Source organism: Streptomyces sp. Edi2 (assembly GCF_040253635.1).
Taxonomy (GTDB): Bacteria; Actinomycetota; Actinomycetes; order Streptomycetales; family Streptomycetaceae; genus Streptomyces.
Window position 1 is genome coordinate 1,303,229 of sequence record NZ_JBEJGX010000003.1, and the last position, 15,447, is coordinate 1,318,675.

The 15,447-nt window shown below is 71.7% G+C and carries 18 protein-coding genes and 1 pseudogene; 10 read left to right on the plus strand and 9 right to left on the minus strand.

Going from position 1 to position 15,447, the window contains the following annotated elements:
• The first annotated feature begins 244 nt into the window (after window positions 1–244).
• Both ABR737_RS09130 and ABR737_RS09135 read left to right on the plus strand, forming a co-directional pair.
• Window positions 245–1,090, plus strand: a complete 846-nt coding sequence (locus ABR737_RS09130; RefSeq protein ID WP_350249682.1) for a DeoR/GlpR family DNA-binding transcription regulator — start codon at window positions 245–247, stop codon at window positions 1,088–1,090.
• Between the two features lie 63 nt (window positions 1,091–1,153).
• On the plus strand, window positions 1,154–1,627 hold the full coding sequence (locus ABR737_RS09135; protein ID WP_350249683.1) for an SRPBCC family protein: 474 nt from the start codon (window positions 1,154–1,156) through the stop codon (window positions 1,625–1,627).
• A gap of 61 nt (window positions 1,628–1,688) precedes the next feature.
• On the opposite strand, the gene ABR737_RS09140 is transcribed toward ABR737_RS09135, so the two are convergent.
• Window positions 1,689–2,786 (minus strand): PLP-dependent cysteine synthase family protein, encoded by a 1,098-nt coding sequence (locus ABR737_RS09140; RefSeq protein WP_350256728.1) that lies wholly within the window; start codon window positions 2,784–2,786, stop codon window positions 1,689–1,691.
• A gap of 374 nt (window positions 2,787–3,160) precedes the next feature.
• On the opposite strand from ABR737_RS09140, the gene ABR737_RS09145 reads away from it, so the two are divergent.
• Both ABR737_RS09145 and ABR737_RS09150 read left to right on the plus strand, forming a co-directional pair.
• Window positions 3,161–3,448 (plus strand): hypothetical protein, encoded by a 288-nt coding sequence (locus tag ABR737_RS09145; protein ID WP_350249684.1) that lies wholly within the window; start codon window positions 3,161–3,163, stop codon window positions 3,446–3,448.
• A 196-nt stretch (window positions 3,449–3,644) separates the two neighbouring features.
• Entirely contained in the window at window positions 3,645–4,175 is a 531-nt protein-coding gene (locus ABR737_RS09150; protein WP_350249685.1) for an ATP-binding protein, read from the plus strand.
• A gap of 80 nt (window positions 4,176–4,255) precedes the next feature.
• Here ABR737_RS09150 and ABR737_RS09155 read toward each other — a convergent pair whose 3' ends face one another.
• Window positions 4,256–4,573: an SHOCT domain-containing protein gene (locus ABR737_RS09155; RefSeq protein WP_350249686.1), complete on the minus strand. Its 318-nt coding sequence runs from the start codon at window positions 4,571–4,573 to the stop codon at window positions 4,256–4,258.
• Between the two features lie 189 nt (window positions 4,574–4,762).
• Here ABR737_RS09155 and ABR737_RS09160 point away from each other — a divergent pair, with 189 nt between their 5' ends.
• On the plus strand, window positions 4,763–5,371 hold the full coding sequence (locus tag ABR737_RS09160; protein ID WP_350256729.1) for a TetR/AcrR family transcriptional regulator: 609 nt from the start codon (window positions 4,763–4,765) through the stop codon (window positions 5,369–5,371).
• A gap of 166 nt (window positions 5,372–5,537) precedes the next feature.
• On the opposite strand, the gene ABR737_RS09165 is transcribed toward ABR737_RS09160, so the two are convergent.
• Together ABR737_RS09165 and ABR737_RS09170 are read right to left on the minus strand one after the other, a co-directional pair.
• The gene (locus tag ABR737_RS09165; protein ID WP_350249687.1) at window positions 5,538–5,672 is read right to left on the minus strand and encodes a hypothetical protein; all 135 of its coding nucleotides are present in this window, start codon (window positions 5,670–5,672) and stop codon (window positions 5,538–5,540) included.
• Window positions 5,673–5,711: 39 nt separating this feature from the next.
• Entirely contained in the window at window positions 5,712–6,191 is a 480-nt protein-coding gene (locus ABR737_RS09170; protein WP_502964299.1) for a glycine-rich domain-containing protein, read from the minus strand.
• Window positions 6,192–6,943: 752 nt separating this feature from the next.
• Here ABR737_RS09170 and ABR737_RS09175 point away from each other — a divergent pair.
• The gene (locus ABR737_RS09175; protein ID WP_350249689.1) at window positions 6,944–8,047 is read left to right on the plus strand and encodes a helix-turn-helix transcriptional regulator; all 1,104 of its coding nucleotides are present in this window, start codon (window positions 6,944–6,946) and stop codon (window positions 8,045–8,047) included.
• A gap of 44 nt (window positions 8,048–8,091) precedes the next feature.
• Here ABR737_RS09175 and ABR737_RS09180 read toward each other — a convergent pair whose 3' ends face one another.
• Window positions 8,092–8,550: an aggregation-promoting factor C-terminal-like domain-containing protein gene (locus ABR737_RS09180; RefSeq protein WP_350257155.1), complete on the minus strand. Its 459-nt coding sequence runs from the start codon at window positions 8,548–8,550 to the stop codon at window positions 8,092–8,094.
• Window positions 8,551–8,588: 38 nt separating this feature from the next.
• On the opposite strand from ABR737_RS09180, the pseudogene ABR737_RS09185 reads away from it, so the two are divergent.
• Window positions 8,589–9,026, plus strand: a pseudogene (locus tag ABR737_RS09185) (phosphotriesterase family protein); the annotation flags it as partial.
• Between the two features lie 8 nt (window positions 9,027–9,034).
• Here ABR737_RS09185 and ABR737_RS09190 read toward each other — a convergent pair.
• A complete protein-coding gene (locus tag ABR737_RS09190) occupies window positions 9,035–9,418 on the minus strand; it encodes a PPOX class F420-dependent oxidoreductase (protein ID WP_350249690.1) in 384 nt (127 codons plus the stop codon).
• A gap of 148 nt (window positions 9,419–9,566) precedes the next feature.
• Window positions 9,567–10,787, minus strand: a complete 1,221-nt coding sequence (locus ABR737_RS09195; RefSeq protein WP_350249691.1) for an ROK family protein — start codon at window positions 10,785–10,787, stop codon at window positions 9,567–9,569.
• Window positions 10,788–10,804: 17 nt separating this feature from the next.
• On the opposite strand from ABR737_RS09195, the gene ABR737_RS09200 reads away from it, so the two are divergent.
• The 3 genes from ABR737_RS09200 to ABR737_RS09210 all read left to right on the plus strand — a co-directional run bounded on the left by ABR737_RS09200 (window position 10,805) and on the right by ABR737_RS09210 (window position 13,461).
• Window positions 10,805–12,040 carry an MFS transporter gene (locus ABR737_RS09200; RefSeq protein ID WP_350249692.1) on the plus strand — a complete coding sequence of 412 codons (1,236 nt, stop codon included), beginning with the start codon at window positions 10,805–10,807 and terminating at the stop codon, window positions 12,038–12,040.
• Window positions 12,041–12,190: 150 nt separating this feature from the next.
• Window positions 12,191–12,958, plus strand: coding sequence for a maleylpyruvate isomerase family mycothiol-dependent enzyme (locus ABR737_RS09205; protein WP_350249693.1), 768 nt, complete (start codon window positions 12,191–12,193; stop codon window positions 12,956–12,958).
• Window positions 12,959–13,149: 191 nt separating this feature from the next.
• Entirely contained in the window at window positions 13,150–13,461 is a 312-nt protein-coding gene (locus tag ABR737_RS09210) for a DUF6332 family protein (RefSeq protein ID WP_350249694.1), read from the plus strand.
• Here the strand turns inward: ABR737_RS09210 and ABR737_RS09215 are convergent.
• Both ABR737_RS09215 and ABR737_RS09220 read right to left on the minus strand, forming a co-directional pair.
• The gene (locus ABR737_RS09215) at window positions 13,422–14,087 is read right to left on the minus strand and encodes a response regulator transcription factor (RefSeq protein WP_350249695.1); all 666 of its coding nucleotides are present in this window, start codon (window positions 14,085–14,087) and stop codon (window positions 13,422–13,424) included. The two genes, ABR737_RS09210 and ABR737_RS09215, sit on opposite strands and share 40 nt — an antisense overlap.
• Window positions 14,084–15,400, minus strand: a complete 1,317-nt coding sequence (locus ABR737_RS09220; RefSeq protein ID WP_350249696.1) for a sensor histidine kinase — start codon at window positions 15,398–15,400, stop codon at window positions 14,084–14,086. Before ABR737_RS09220 ends, ABR737_RS09215 begins: the two co-directional genes overlap by 4 nt.
• Window positions 15,401–15,447 lie beyond the last annotated feature (47 nt).

The window sequence follows — 15,447 nt, forward strand, 5'->3', positions numbered from 1 at the left end:
ACTGCGGTGCGGTGCGGCGTGGGGCCGTGCGGTGCAGCGCGGCGCGGCGCCGGATGCGCGCCCCCGGATTGTCTCTTCCCCCGCGGAGCACATCCAGCACCCACACCGGCCACCGGTCCTCGCTTCCTCCGTCATCAGCCTCGCTGTCAGTGCGTCGTGCGAGGATGAGGGCACCAGTGATCGCAGGCGGCAGCCAGCACGTACGACCCGACACGACGAGCCGGGGCGGAAGGGACGGGCCGGGGTGAGCGACAACCAGAACCTCCTCGCGGAGCAGCGGCGGGCCCTGATTCTCGACGAGATCAGGCGGCGCGGAGGGGTGCGGGTCAATGAACTCACCCGCAAGCTGAACGTCTCGGACATGACGGTCCGCCGTGATCTGGACGCCCTGGCGCGCCAGGGCCTGGTGGAGAAGGTGCACGGCGGCGCGGTGCCGGTCAGCGAGCCCAGCGCGCACGAGCCCGGTTTCGAGGTGAAGTCGGCGCTGGAGCTGAGCGCCAAGGAGGACATCGCCAAGGCGGCGGCCGAGATGGCGGCACCGGGCAGCGCGATCGCGCTGGCGGGCGGCACGACCGCGTTCGCGCTGGCACAGCAGTTGCTGGACGTACCGGATCTGACGGTGGTGACGAATTCGGTACGGGTGGCCGATGTGTTCTACGGCGCACAGCGGGCGGCGGCCAGCGGCGGCGCGGGTCCCCGGGCGGGCGCGGCGACGGTGGTGCTGACCGGCGGCGTGCGTACGCCGTCGGACACCCTGGTGGGCCCGGTGGCGGATGCCGCGATCCGTTCCCTGCACTTCGATGTGCTCTTCCTCGGGGTGCACGGCATATCGGTGGAGGCGGGGCTGTCGACGCCGAATCTGGCGGAGGCGGAGACCAACCGGCATTTCGTGCGGTCCGCGCGCCGGGTGGTGGTGGTCGCCGATCACACCAAGTGGGGCACGGTCGGCCTGAGTTCGTTCGCGACGCTGGATCAGGTGGAGGTGCTGGTGACGGATGCCGGACTGTCCGCCGAGGCGCGGGCGGAGTTCGCCGAGCTGCCGCCGGAGCTGGTGGTGGCGGGCGAACCCCCGGCCGCCACAGACATCTGATAAATCGTCAGCTATCGTGCACGGTGCAGACCCGCCGACCGTCCCGTAGGGGGTGCTCGTCCCATGGCGCGCCGACTCCGCCCCGTCGAGCTGGACTTCGCCGTATCCGCCCCGCTGCGGCTGGTGTTCACCGCGGAGGTCACCGCGTCGCCGGAGGCGGTGTATGCGGCGCTGGCGGACGATGTGGCGGGCTGGTCACGCTGGTTCACGGGCGTGGCGCGGTCGGCGCCGACGCACGGCGGCGGAGGCCGGGAGGTATGGCTGACCGGCGGCACCCGCTTCTCGGAGACGGTCCTGGCGGCCGAGCCCGACGTGCACTACGCCTACCGGGTCGACACCACCAACGCCCCGGGCATACGGGCCCTGTTGGAGGACTGGCGGCTGACGCCCGCGGACGGCGGCACCCGGCTGCGGTGGATGTTCGCGGCGGACGGCCCGGCGCCGTTCCGCTTCCTGCTGACGCTGGCCAGGCCCGGCCTGGGCCGCGCCTTCAGGCAGTCGGCGCGGGCCCTGGACCGCAGGCTCGCCGGAACCTGACGCGGCCCCGGCTCGGATCCCGCGCAACGGGCTCAGGCCGGCGGACGCCGCCGCCCCGCCCTCAGACGGGCCAGGAGCCGGTGGCCAGGAACATGTCGAGGGTGCGCGCGTAAGGCGTGATGTCCAGCCCCTGGGAGGCCAGCCAGTCGTCGGAGTAGTACTTGTCGAGGTAGCGGTCACCGGGGTCGCACAGCAGGGTGACAACCGATCCCCGCTGCCCCTCGGCGACCATCTCCGCGACGATCTTCAGGGCGCTCCACAGCCCCGTGCCGGTCGAGCCGCCCGCCTTGCGGCCGATCGCGGTCTCCAGGGCCCGTACGGCGGCAATGCTGGCCGCGTCCGGCACCTTCATCATCCGGTCTATCGCGCCGGGCACGAAGCTCGGTTCCATACGGGGCCGCCCGATGCCCTCGATACGGGAGGCGGTGGCGCAGTCGCTCTGGGCATCGCCGGTGAGCCAGCCGTCGAAGAAACAGGAGTTCTCCGGGTCGGGGACGCAGACGCGGGTGTCGTACTGCATGTAGTGGACATAGCGGGCGATGGTCGCCGAGGTGCCGCCGGTTCCCGCGGTCGCCACGATCCAGGCGGGCTCGGGATAGCGCTCGAGCCGCAGCTGCTGGTAGATCGACTCGGCGATGTTGTTGTTGCCGCGCCAGTCCGTGGCCCGTTCCGCGTAGGTGAACTGGTCCATGTAATGCCCCCCGGATTCCGCGGCGAGCCGGGCGGAGACCTCGTACACGGTCCGCGGATCCTGCACCAGATGGCAGGTGCCGCCGTGGAACTCGATCAGCCGGGTCTTCTCACGGCTGGTGGTGGCCGGCATCACCGCGATGAACGGCACCCCGATGAGCGAGGCGAAGTACGCCTCGGACACGGCCGTGGAACCGCTGGAGGACTCGATGACGGGCTTCCCTGGCCGGATCCAGCCGTTGCACAGCCCGTAGAGGAACAGCGAGCGGGCCAGCCGGTGCTTGAGGCTTCCGGTGGGGTGCGTCGACTCGTCCTTGAGGTAGAGGTCGATGCCCCACTCCTCCGGCAGCGGAAAGCGCAGGAGGTGGGTGTCGGCGGTGCGGTTGGCGTCCGCCTGGACCTTGCGGACGGCTTCTTTGAGCCAGCTTCGGTAGGCCGGATCCGTGCGGTCGCCGTCCACGGTCGGCATCGGGGTTCCCGGGACGGTCCCGGCGACGGGCCCGTCGGAGACCGGGGAACCGGCCACGGCCTCGCCCGGCATCGGGGTACCGGCCACGGCCTCCTGGTCAGGCCGGCTCTGCGGCTGCTGTGCGGTGCTCACCGGCGCGCTCCTCTGGGGTTCGAAGGCCCGCGCACAACGGCGGGCGGACTCCGACTATAACCACCGTCCGCACGCTTCTCACCTGCATAAACATCACTTTGAGATACCCCAAGGAGGTCGTGTGGCGGGGTCGTTGCACGCTGTGCGCGCCAGGGGCACTGGTGCGACGGGCGCCGCACCGGCAGACTTCCCCTCAAGGGGCGGTGGAGGGCAACTGCCCGTCTCACCGAGGAGGTGCCGGCATGGCGGAACCCGAGTTCAACGCGACCGGCGTACGGATCGAGCGATGGCTGCGGTCCTTGACCCGCGCCGGACAGGTCGTCATCTCGGACGGCAGGCTGGTACTGCTGACCAGCTACGGCACGGAGATCGACAGCGCCCCGCTGCAGGCCGTGGAGGCCCATAAACCGTTGTTCGCGGCGCGGGACCGGGCGCTCGCCACACTCAACGGCCACCGCTATTCGCTCACCCTGGGCACCCCGGAACTGTTCTTCAAGGCCCTGGAGGCGGCGCGGCCGCAACACACCTGACGGGGCCCCCTGGACGCGGAGGTGCGGTTGCGGGAGCGCACCGGCTGACCGACCCTGGACTCGTATCACTGAGGGTTCACCAGCGGTGACGTTGTGGTGCAGTTATGGTGCAGCCGGCATCGCTGGATCCGATCTTCGCCCCTGCCCGGTGAGACCCGGTGAGAGGGGCGCCCGGCCTCATCAGGGAGTCGCGGTCGTGATCAGGCAGCCCAGCAGGCACTGCACGGTGGAGCTCCAAGCCGTTCCGGCTCGCATCGGACATGTGCGCAGAATCGTCTCCGCGCAGCTGCGGTACTGGCATCTCGACGCCTTGATAGATCCGGCGGCGCTCGGCGTGACCGAACTCCTCGCCAATGTCCACCGGCACGCCCGCCCCAGCAAGCAGTGCACCGTGGAACTGCGCGTTCTTCTTGATCAGTTGACGGTCTCGGTGCATGACGAGGATCCGCGGCTGCCGCGGATCCGGGTCGCGGAGAGCTGGGAGACCTGTGGTCGCGGCCTGGCGCTGATCGCGGCACTCAGCGAGAGCTGGGGAACGCGGCCGACCGGCGGCGGCAAGGTCGTGTGGTTCACTCTTCCGGCCCTGACCACCGCCCCCGAAGAGGCCCTTACGGTCCGTGGCTACCTGGAGCCCCTGCCACTGGAGGACACCGCTAGGGCGGCCGGTGCCGCGGCCGGCACGGCGACCGGTCCGCGCTCGCGGATACGGGGCACGAAGGTCGGCTGACGGGGCGGGGCCGCGGCGGGCCCGCTGATCTCATGCCGCGCGCCCCTTGCTGACGTCACGCCGTGCCTCCCTTGCCGACGTCACGTCGTGCCTCCCTTGGAGCCCGCGCCGAAGTGTTCCTCCAGGACGGAGAGCCGGCGCCAGTACTCCTCCTCGTCGATCTCGCCCGAGGCGAAGCGCCTGCCCAGTACGGCGAGGGGTGAGGGCACGTCGGCGGAGACGGAGGCGGAGTACCGCGGGCCGCGGAACCACCCGCCGGGTCCGCCATGGCGCCGCCCGGTGCGGCGCAGCAGCGTCACCACACCGACGATGACCAGCGCCCAGAGGACGGGAACGAACAGGATCCAGGGGCCTGGGCCCGGGCCGCCACCAGTCCAGGGTTCGGCGAGCTCGAACATCGCGATCAGCTCCTCGAGGGAACGTGCGCCGGAGGTCCCCGGCGCCGGGGAAAACCGGTGTTCGGCCGGTCTCCTTCGAGCCTCGCCCTCAGGAGGCCGCCGGTCGTCATACGGCCAGCGGCTCCTTCCGTACGACCTGGGGAGTACGCGAGGCGGCCCCTGCGCTCGTCCCTGCACCGCACCCGCCGCCTGCTCCGGCCGCTCGGTCGTGCGCGCCCCGCTCCGGGCGCGGCTTCCCTCTCTTGCCAGGAGCTGCTGTGGGAGCGCGGGTACGTCGGCACCAGTCCCAAGGCGATCCTGGAGCGCGCGGGCGTCGGCCAGGGCAGCATGTACCACCATTTCACCGGCAAGTCCGGCCTCGCGCTGGCAGCGATCCGGCGCACCGCAGAGGGCATGAAGGGAGCCGCCGAGGAGTCCCTGAGCGCCCCCGGCACGGCGTACGACCGGGTCGCGGGCTATCTGCTGCGCGAGCGGGAGGTGCTGCGAGGCTGCCCCGTGGGCCGGATGACACAGGACCGCGATGTGGTGCGCAGCGCCAAGCTGCGGCAACCGCTGGACGAGATGTTCGGCTGGCTCCAGGGCCGGATCGGCGAAGTCCTCACCGAGGGGCAGCAGCGTGGCGAACTGGCCCCCGGACTGGACCCGTCGGCCACCGCGGCGACCGTCGCGGCCGTCGTCCAGGGCGGCTACGTCCTGGCCCGCGCCGCCGATGACACCGCGCCCTTCGACGCGGCCGTACGGGGCGTGCTGCCCCTGCTCGCCACACAGGTCACGCCCGGCACGGACACCACCCGCTGAGCACCCTCCCTCGCACCGTACGGAGTCCGCCATGCACGCCATGCAGTACGCGATCACCCTAATGGAGTGAACACCCTCGCATACCCCCGACCTTGCAGGTCGCGGGCAGCAGACGCGACGAAGCCCCGTCCGCGGGGCGCACGAACGGGGCTTCGGGGGTGCTGCGTCAATCGGCGTTGCGGGGCTCGGCGTCGGGGAAGATGAAGCCCCGCACGGGGGTTGTCTCCTCCTGCTCCTCTTCCTGAGCCTCACGGTAGGCAGCCACCAGGGCGGCGTACCGGCTATTGATCAACTCAGCCATGGGGCCTCCTATCGACGCTCCGAGTGTGGCAGATGCTGGCTACGGCTTGTCCCGGCACGGCGGACGGGGCGTCGGCATGGGCTTGATGGGGCCGGTGTCCGACGGGGAGTGCTGGCACTTCGCGGCGACCGCGACGAGTTGATCCCCGGTCGGGGCTCCCCACAGCTCCTCGTCGACGTCATAGCCGGCGGCGCGAATGGCGTCCTGCGTGCGCACCAGAATCAGCGGATCGTAGTTGTCCGGGGCGTAGCCGGGGTAGTGGTGGACGGAGTCGCCCAGCGACACGCACAGCTCCTCGTACACCTTGGTGTGGAGGATGAGCGCGTGCCACCCCTCGTCGACGACGCGGGAGGGCGCCAGGGCGGCGTCGGGGGTCGTGGCGCAGGCGACGACGAACTTCAATCCCTCGTCCGTAATGCGCTGAGCCATGCCCCCTGCCATGCCAGGGTTGGCGTCCTGCACGGTTCCGACGACGCTCAGGTACGCTGCCGGACTGATCAGATCGCTTACCGTTAACACGTGCGGCCTCTCTTCGAGTTGTGTCGTACGACTGCCGTCCCCGACCGTGATCGCTGTCCAGGCATTCGGTCGGGGACGGCTCTTCTCTTCTTGCTGACCCGCCCCGATGAACCGAGACGTCAGGGATACCGGCGCGGGAACTTATGGGCGGTCGCCCGGTGATCGACCAAATCCCGGGCGACCGCTTCGTGTTCCCCTCTTCGTCCCCGGAGCACATCAGGGGGACTGGGGCCGTCGGGGGTTGGGTGAGGCCCACCGTGAGGAGCACGCCCGGCACTGCAACGCCGGGGGTCTAAGGAGAGCGGCGCCTTACTGCCGCCCCGCCCACCTACAGCAGTCGCACGGGAACGGGCACGGCTTGACGGCCTCCGACGCCGGCACGTACGTCACGCCGGGAATCACGTACGGGCGGACGAGCGAGGTGTTGAGGAGCACGTCGTCTATCCGATCGTGCTGCGGCTCCAGGTCGTCGTGTGCCGTCGTCATTTCCGCCTCCGCCCCTTGTGCGGGTGGCCGGCGATTTCGATTCCGGCCGCCGCAGCGTCAGCGGCTCTTCCCTGGTCCCGTGCTGTCTGGCGCTGTCTGTCCAACGCGCCGCAGATGTCGCAGCCCGGGGTCGGCGTTGTGTTCAGGGCGTACGGATCCGGCAGGTGTACCGGGGGCGACATCCCCCTCTTCGGCTCGGTCATGCTGTAACTATCGAAGCGCGGAGAGTGGCGGCCTAGTGGCATAAGTAGGGGCACTATGGGGTTATGAGCATTGGGTGCTTGATCAGGGACCTACGCCTGGCGCGAGGATGGGGCCAAGGCGGGTTGGCGAACGCGATCAACGAGCGCTTCGGCGTCAACCTGACGCGAGAGTACGTGAGTCGCTGGGAACGCGGAAAGATCACGCCCAGTGGCTACCACCTCCGCCACCTGTCCGCCGTGCTAGACGTCCCACTAGCCGTACTTGAGGGTGAAGTGAACCGACGGACATTCATCTCCGATGTGGCAGCAACAGCCATAGCACCGATCGTTGCGTCTGATCTCCTGAGCGCAGGTTTCGCTGCACGCCTGCAGGGAGGCCCCTCCGTTGACGACTGGGAGGGCAAGCTAGCGGCGTACGGCACTGACTACATGTCGATGGGTGCCGGTGACATTCAACGTCGCGTGGCCGGGGAACTCGTGACAGTGCAGCAGCAGCTGGACACGCCCCGGCTGTGGTCCGTGGCGGCGCGTCTCGCCACGCTGTACGCCAAGACCTTTCCCGGCTCCGACGGCACGAAGGCGGTGTCTTGGTACCGGATGGCTGCCGAGATGGCAGACCGGTCCGGCGACGAGCACACACGCGTCTGGGTACGCGGACGCGCGGCTATCGCGCTTGGGTACGAAGGTGCGTCGCTCGGTGTCGCCGACGTGCTGGCGGAGCAAGCGCTCCAGATCTCCGACAAGCCGTCGCAGGGACGGCTGAACGCCATTATGGGTGCCGCCCACGCCGCAGCCATCCGCGGCGACCACGGACGCGCCAACAAGCTGGCCAACGATGGCCGGCGGATGTTCGACCGGGCAGCGTCGTATGAGCAGACGTCGGACTACGCCGTTCCGTGGTGGCGTATGAACGTATTTCTCTCCCTTCTCCTGGCCCGTCTCGGCGACGAGAAGGGAGCCGTCGAGGCGCAGGAATCTGCACAGCGCGAGCTGCCCGTTTCCCTCCCCCGGTTCGCGACGCATCTGGAGATGCACCGTGGGCTCATGCTGGCCCGGTCGGGAGACAAGACGGGGGGTGTTTCCTATGCGAAGGCAGCGATGGACCGCCTTCCGCCGGAGAAGCACAGTCTGACGCTTCGGATGCTGATGGACGAGATCAAGGCATAAATGGGGCGCCCCTCCCATGTCGGCAGGGGCGCCCTTTGCATGCGTCAGTCCCACCTTCCGTTGTCAATTGCGGACGCCGTTGCCGCCTCGCGTTTGCTTACCTGTACGTCGACAATTTCCGTGATGTCGCGGTCACCGATCCTCACCGTGACGTCGAAATTATTGGCGCTCGCATTGCCCCCGCTGACATTCGCGCGGAGGGTGTCCCACTGAGACGCGGGACTTCCGCAGCGGTTTTTGATGTACCCCATTCCCCACTTGATCTGAGTCGTTGCGTTGGTGCGCCAGTCAGATCCTGCGGACGCCATCTTCGAGCCGGGCAGCGCCTGCGGGATGCCGTAGGCGCCGGAGGAAGAGTTGTCAGCGTTCCGCTTCCAGGACGATTCCCCGCCCCAGAGGTGACGGAGAGGTACCCACTCCTTTTCGCCCCATCCGAATTCACCGAGTACCTGGTGCGCGGTCCACTGCGCTGCGAGCCCAAGAGCCGACGACAACACCGTCACCTCCGCGGGACCCCAGTGGACGCCGTACGGCATGTGCCGGGCCGCTGGACGTACTCGATCTGCTCTGCGGCGAGTTGGCGGTACCGCCGGACCGGGTGATCCTTGGCCACCTCAACCGCTCACCGGACCTCGTCGTCCACCGGACGGCCGCGGAGGCCGGGGCGTATCTGGCGTTCGACGGTCCCTCTCGGGCCCATCACGCGACGGACTGGCGCCTCCCCGAGGCGCTGGCCGCGCTCGCCGAGGCGGGCTTCGGCGACCGGATCCTGCTGGGCGGCGACACCACGACGGCCGGCGCCCGGTCGGTGAACGGCGGTCCCGGCATGCCCCATCTGCTGCGCCGTCACCGGGAACGTCTCGAAGTCGCCCTGGGAAAGAACCTGGTGGCACGGTTCCTGACGGCGAACCCGGCCCGCGCCTTCGCCGCCGACTGGGCGCGGGTCCCGCGGGCCCCGCACAAAGGCCGGGAGACGTAGCCCACCGCCTACAGCGTGACCGAGATCCCCACATGCGGCCGTTTTCCGCCGCGCACCAGCGCACCGACGCTGTCCATCAGCCGGAAGCGCAGCCCGTATTTGCCCGCCATCGCCCGGCGCACCCGGCCGAGTTCGCCCTTTCCCTCCAGCAGCCGGCCGGTGCCCTCGACGGTCTGCGTACCTTCGGCGATCCGGCCCCGGACATCGCACGGGGTGACGGTCACCCGGCCGTCGTTGCGCAGCCGCTTCACCTTCCAGCTGTCGTCCCGCGTCCACACCAGTAGTTCCTCCCCCTCGGCGACCGCCCACACCGGGGTGGCCACCGGCGTTCCGCTCTTTCGGTACGTAACGAGGCTGACGTAGGGACTGCGCGCGACCGCTTCGGGAATCATGGCCGCAGCCTAGGACGCCGGCCGGACGACGGCAGGGGGCCGGGGCCGTGGGCGGAGACCCCTGCGGCCCCGGCCCCGGCCCCCTGCCGTCCGCCGTGCTGCCGTGCTGCCGTGCTGCCGTGCTGCCGTCCGCCGCACCATCCCCCGGTCACCGGTCGAGAACAACCAGCGGATCGTCCAGAACCGGCTGCCAGGCCAACTCCGCCGCGCCGACCAGGCTGTTGTGGTCGAGGGTGCAGGGCAGGATCGGCACTCCGCCGCTGCGGCCCCACAGGCTGCGGTCGGCGACCACCGCGCGCAGTCGCTCCGGATCGGCCTCCAGCAGGGCGCGGTGCAGCCCGCCGAGGACGATGCGGTCGGGGTTGAGGATGTTGACGAGTCCGGCCAGTCCGAGCCCGAGGCGGTCGATGAGGAGATCGGCGGCGGAGCGGACGCCCGGATCGGCGTACTCGTCCCGCAGCAGGTCGGCGGCCTGCTGGAGCAGGGAGACCTCGGGGCCCGGTTCGCGTCCTGCGGCGCCGAGGAAGGCGAGCGGGTCCGCCTCGACGTCCAGGCAGCCGCGGCTGCCGCAGTGGCAGGGCGCCCCCTCGGGGTTGACCGTCAGATGCCCGACCTCCAGCGCCAGGCCCGAACTGCCGCTGTGCAGACGGCCGTCCAGCACCAGTGCCCCGCCGACGCCCCGGTGGCCGGACGCCACACAGAGCAGATCGCGGGCGCCCCGTCCGACGCCGTGCCGGTGTTCGGCGAGCGCCATGAGGTTGACATCGTTGCCGGTGAAGCCGATCGCCCCGGTGACTCCCGGAATGGCGGCGTCGGCCAGCGCGCGCAGGAAGAGCGCACGTACGGGGGCGCCGGAAGGCCAGGCGAGGTGGAGCGGCGCCAGGGCCTCACCGTCCGGTTCGGCGACCGCGGAGGGCACCGCGAGGCCGGCGCCGAGGCAGCGCCTCCCGGTCTCGCGCAGCAGGTCCGAGCCGGCCGCGACCACGTCGGCGAGAACGTGCGCGGGGTCAGCGGGGATGGTGCCGCAGCCGGTCGAGGTCGCCACGATGCGGCCGCCCAGGCCCACCAGCGCGACCCGGAAGCCGTCCGCGTGGATCTGCGCGGCGAGCACGACCGGTCCCCTCTCGGCGACGAACAGCCGGTGGGAGGGGCGCCCCTGGGAGCCGGCCGAGGCGGTCGGCCGGGAGTCGACGGTGATCAGGCCGAGCGCTTCGAGCTCGGCGGCCACCGCCCCCGCGGTCGCGCGGGTCACGCCGAGTTCGGAGGTCAGGACGGCACGGGTGGGTGCGCGTCCGGTGTGTACGAGCTCCAGTGCGGGTCCGAGGGCGCCACGGCCCCGCTCCAGCCTGGTTGTCCGAGTCTGGGTCACCCCCCTATTCTGGCTTTGTGCCGACACTAAACAAAATACGGGCGGCCCTGACGAAGGACCGGGGCGCCACCCCTCCCGCCGATCCGCACCTGACCCGCCTCCGCATCGCCGTCACGGCCTTCTTTGCCATGGACGGCTTCCTCTTCGCCGGCTGGGTGGTCCGGATCCCCGCGATCAAGGCACAGACCGGCGCCGGCGCGGGCACCCTGGGACTCGCGCTGCTCGGCGTGTCGGCGGGCGCGGTCGCCTTCATGATGATCACTGGCAGGCTGTGCCGTCGGTTCGGCAGCCACGCCGTGACGACCGCCTCCGCGGCCGCCCTCGCACTGAGCATCGTGCTGCCGCCGCTCACCCGCTCGGCAACCGCACTGGCACTGGTCCTGCTGGTCTTCGGCGCGGCGTACGGCTCGCTCAACGTCGCGATGAACAGCGCCGCGGTCGACCTCATCAGCGCTCTGCGGCGCCCCGTGATGCCCAGCTTCCACGCCGCCTTCAGCCTCGGCGGCATGCTCGGCGCGGGCCTCGGCGGGCTGATCGCGGGCAGCCTCTCCCCCACCGCTCATCTGCTGCTGCTCGCCGCGATCGGACTGCTGGTGACGACCGTTGCGGGGAACGCGCTGCGCGCGCACCCGGCCCCGGCCGTCCCCGAGCGGCTGCCGGCGGCGCAGGAGAGCCGGCCGCGGCACGACCGGGCGGGCCGCGGCCGCCGCCTGGTGCTGGTCTTCGGGCTGATCGCGCTGTGCACCGCGTACGGCGAGGGGGCCATGGCCGACTGGGGTGCGCTGCACCTCTCCCAGGACCTGGGCGCCGGACCGGGCACGGCCGCCGCCGGATATGCCGTGTTCGCGCTGGCGATGACCGTGGGGCGGCTGTCCGGGACCGCGCTGGTGCAGCGCTTCGGTGCGGCGCGGGCGCTGATCGCGGGCGGGACGACCGCGACCGCCGGCATGCTGCTCGGCGCGCTCGCCCCCTCGGCCGGGGCGGCCTGCGCCGGATTCGCCGTCGCGGGTCTGGGGCTCGCCAACATCTTCCCGATCGCCATTGCCCGGGCCGGCGAGAGCGGCGGCCCGGACGGGGTCGCCGTGGCCTCCACGGTCGGCTACGGCGGCATGCTGCTCGGACCGCCCGCCATCGGCTTCCTCGCCGAGGCGGCCGGCCTGCCGGCCGCTCTGACGACGGTGGCGCTGCTGGCCGCGATCGCCGCGGTCATCGCGTACGCCACCCGCGGGGCGCACCGTACCGGGCGGCCATGATCCGGGCGGCCCGGAACCGGCCGGCGCACCCGCGCGGGCAGGCGCGCCACCCGTCCGCTCCCCCGCACGCGGGCAGCCTCCGCCCGGGCTCGCACGGGCCCGTGGACCCGCGCGGGCCCGTTGTCAGTGGCGGCTGGCACACTTCTGACCATGGAGATCACTGAGTTCGTCGAATCGCTGCGACTGGACGGAAGCCTGCTCGCCGACGCCGCCGAGGAGGCGGGGCCGGATGCCCGTATTCCGGCCTGTCCCGAGTGGAAGATGCGGGATCTGGTCACCCACATCGGCCGGATCCACCGCTGGGCGACGGAGTTCGTGACCCAGGGCACAGCGCAGCCCGGCCGTCCCCCCGAGGCTCCGGACCTGGCCGACGACGACCTCGTGGCCTGGCTGCGCGAGGGCCATCACCACCTCGTCCTGGCACTGCACTCCGCCCCGCAGGACCTCGCGGCCTGGACCTTCCTCCCCGCCCCCTCGCCCCTCGCGTTCTGGGCCCGGCGGCAGGCGCACGAGACCTCGGTGCACCGCGTGGACGCACAGCAGGCACTCGGCGCCTCCCTCACGCCCCTCCCGTCCGCCTTCGCGGCCGACGGGATCGACGAACTCCTGACGGGCTTTCACGGCGGTGACCGCAGCAAGGTCCGGACGGACGTCCCCCGGACCCTGCGGCTGCGCGCGACGAACGCACCCGGCGCCGACTGGACCGTCCAGCTCTCCGACGCCCCGCCGCACACGGTGCGCACCGCCGCGGAGGCCGACGGCGACGGACCGGACACCGGCAAGCCGGCGGACTGCACGGTCGAGGGCCCGGCCGAGGAGCTGTACCTCGCGCTGTGGAACCGCCTGCCCTGGGACGCGATAACCGTCACCGGTGACGCGACGCTGGCCCAGCTGTGGCAGGAGCGCTCCGGGATCTGAGACGGGATCTGAGAGCTGTACTCCCCCGGCCACCCGGCTGCCGAGGCGACCCGCAACATCACTTTCGGAAAGCGGAGAGCCTCTGCGCAGCGCGCCTGGGCAGGCGGGCAAGCAGCACCAACCGGCAGAAGGCCAGGGCGATTTCCCGTTCGGCGCGGGACGGAGGCGGTGCCCCCTGGGAGACTGTCGGTATGTCACCCAGCCGTACGCAGGCCGAGCGCGACGCGGTCACCGTCGAGATCATGTTTGCCCTGGTCAGTGGCGCCTTCGTGGGCGCTTCAGGGTTCGGGGTGCTGGGCAGCGCGGTGCTGTGGGGCCCGGTGCCGGCCTCGTGGCGCGGGCCGTGGCTCGCGGTGAGCTCCGCGCTCGGCGGGGTGCTGTTCTGCGTCCAGGTGGTGCGGGTGCTCCGGCGTCTGCCCGGCCGGCCGGGGGCCGGTCCGTCCCCCGGGGATGTCGTCTGGATTCAGCCCAGCCAGCCGGGCCGCACCAACCCCGACTCATAGGCCAGCACGACCAGTTGGGCGCGGTCGCGGGCGCCCAGTTTGACCATGGTGCGGCTGACATGCGTCTTGGCGGTGAGCGGGCTGACCACCAGCCGGCGGGCGATCTCCTCATTGGAGAGACCGATGCCGACCAGCGCCATCACCTCACGCTCCCGGTCGGTCAGTGCGGACAGGGCGTCGGACGCGGCCGGCTCCTTGGAGCGGGCCGCGAACTCGGCGATGAGGCGGCGGGTGACACCGGGCGAGAGCAGCGCGTCACCGGCCACGACCGCGCGCACAGCCCGCACCAGTTCCTCCGGTTCGGTGTCCTTGACCAGGAAGCCGGAGGCACCGGAGCGGATCGCCTCGAAGACGTACTCGTCCAGCTCGAAGGTGGTCAGCATGACGACCTTCACCTCCGGCAGCCGGGGGTCCTCGGTGATGCGACGGGTGGCGACCAGGCCGTCCACCACCGGCATCCGGATGTCCATCAGGACGATGTCCGGGCGGTGTTCCCGGACCGCCGCCAGCGCCTGCTCCCCGTCCGCCGCCTCGGCGACCACCTCGATGCCGGGCTGGGCGTCCAGCAGCACCTTGAACCCGGCCCGGACCAGCAGCTGGTCGTCGGCGAGCAGTACCCGGATCACGACTCCTCCTCGGTGGCGGCCGGGGTCACCGTATCCGCGTCCGGCGCCCGGCCCCCGCCGTGCGTCCCGGGCAGCGGGATACGGGCCCGCACCCGGAAGCCGCCGTCCGGGCGCGGGCCCGCCTCCACGCTGCCGCCCAGGGCGGCAGCCCGCTCCCGCATCCCGACCAGACCGTTGCCGCCGCCGGCCGGCCCGTCCGCGGTGGCGGTCGCCGGGCCGTCGTCGTCGACCCGGATCTCCAGCGCCCCGGGGGTATGAACGAGCAGCACCCGGGCGGTGCGCGAGCCGGAATGCCGGACGATGTTGGTCAGCGCCTCCTGGACGATGCGGAAGGCGGCGAGGTCGGTGCCGGGCGCCAGGGTGGCGGGGGCACCCTCCGTACTGACCTCCACGGCGAGGCCGGCGCCTGCGGCCTGCTCGGTGAGTTCGGGCAGCCGGTCCAGTCCGGGGGCCGGGGAGCGTGGGGCGTCCCCCGGGGTGCGCAGGGTGTCGAGGACCTGCCGGACCTCGCCGAGCGCTTCCTTGCTCGCGCCCTTGATGGTGGTCAGCGCGGACCGCGCCTGCTCCGGATCGCTGTCGAGCAGCGCCAGGCCGACGCCCGCCTGGACGTTGATCACGGAAATGCTGTGAGCGAGGACGTCGTGCAGCTCACGGGCGATCCGCAGCCGCTCCTCGTCCGCCCGGCGCCGTTCCGCCGCGGCCCGCTCGGCCCGCGCCTTCGCCAGCTGCTCGCGGCGCACCCGCGCCAGCTCGGAGAGGGCCGCCACGGCCACCACCCAGGCGAGAACGAAGAACTCCTGCCCCCAGGGGGCGGGACCGTCATGCGAGGGCGGCAGCCAGCGGTAGAGCCAGTGGACGACCAGGAGGTGCCAGACCCATACGCCGCCCAGTGCGCACCAGGCGACCTTGCGGTGCCCGGCGACGATCGCCGCGAAGGCCCCGAGGGCGAGGGTGAGGAAGACCGGTCCGTACGGATAACCGGCCGCGAGGTAGACCGCGGTGGCGAGGGCGGCGCCCAGGGCGACGGTGCGCGGGCAGCGGTGCCGGAAGAGCAGCAGGGCCGTTCCGGCGAACAGCAGCACGCGGGCGAAGGCGTCCAGCGGGACACGGCCCTGCTGGTCATGCCCGGCGAAGCCGGAGCCGGCCAGCACGACGACCGTGACGGCGAGCGTCGAGACCCATGGCAGCCGTGTGCCGGACCAGCTCGCTGATTCCCCGCCCGGGGCCGCCGATTCCCCGGTCGGGGGCGCAGGGCACCGCTCGCGCCCGGGTCCGAGGCCGCGCCGCGCCCACGGCGGCCATGCGTTCTCCATGCCGTCACGCTAGACCGCGGCGGGGGCGGGCGGCGTCAGCCCGGCGC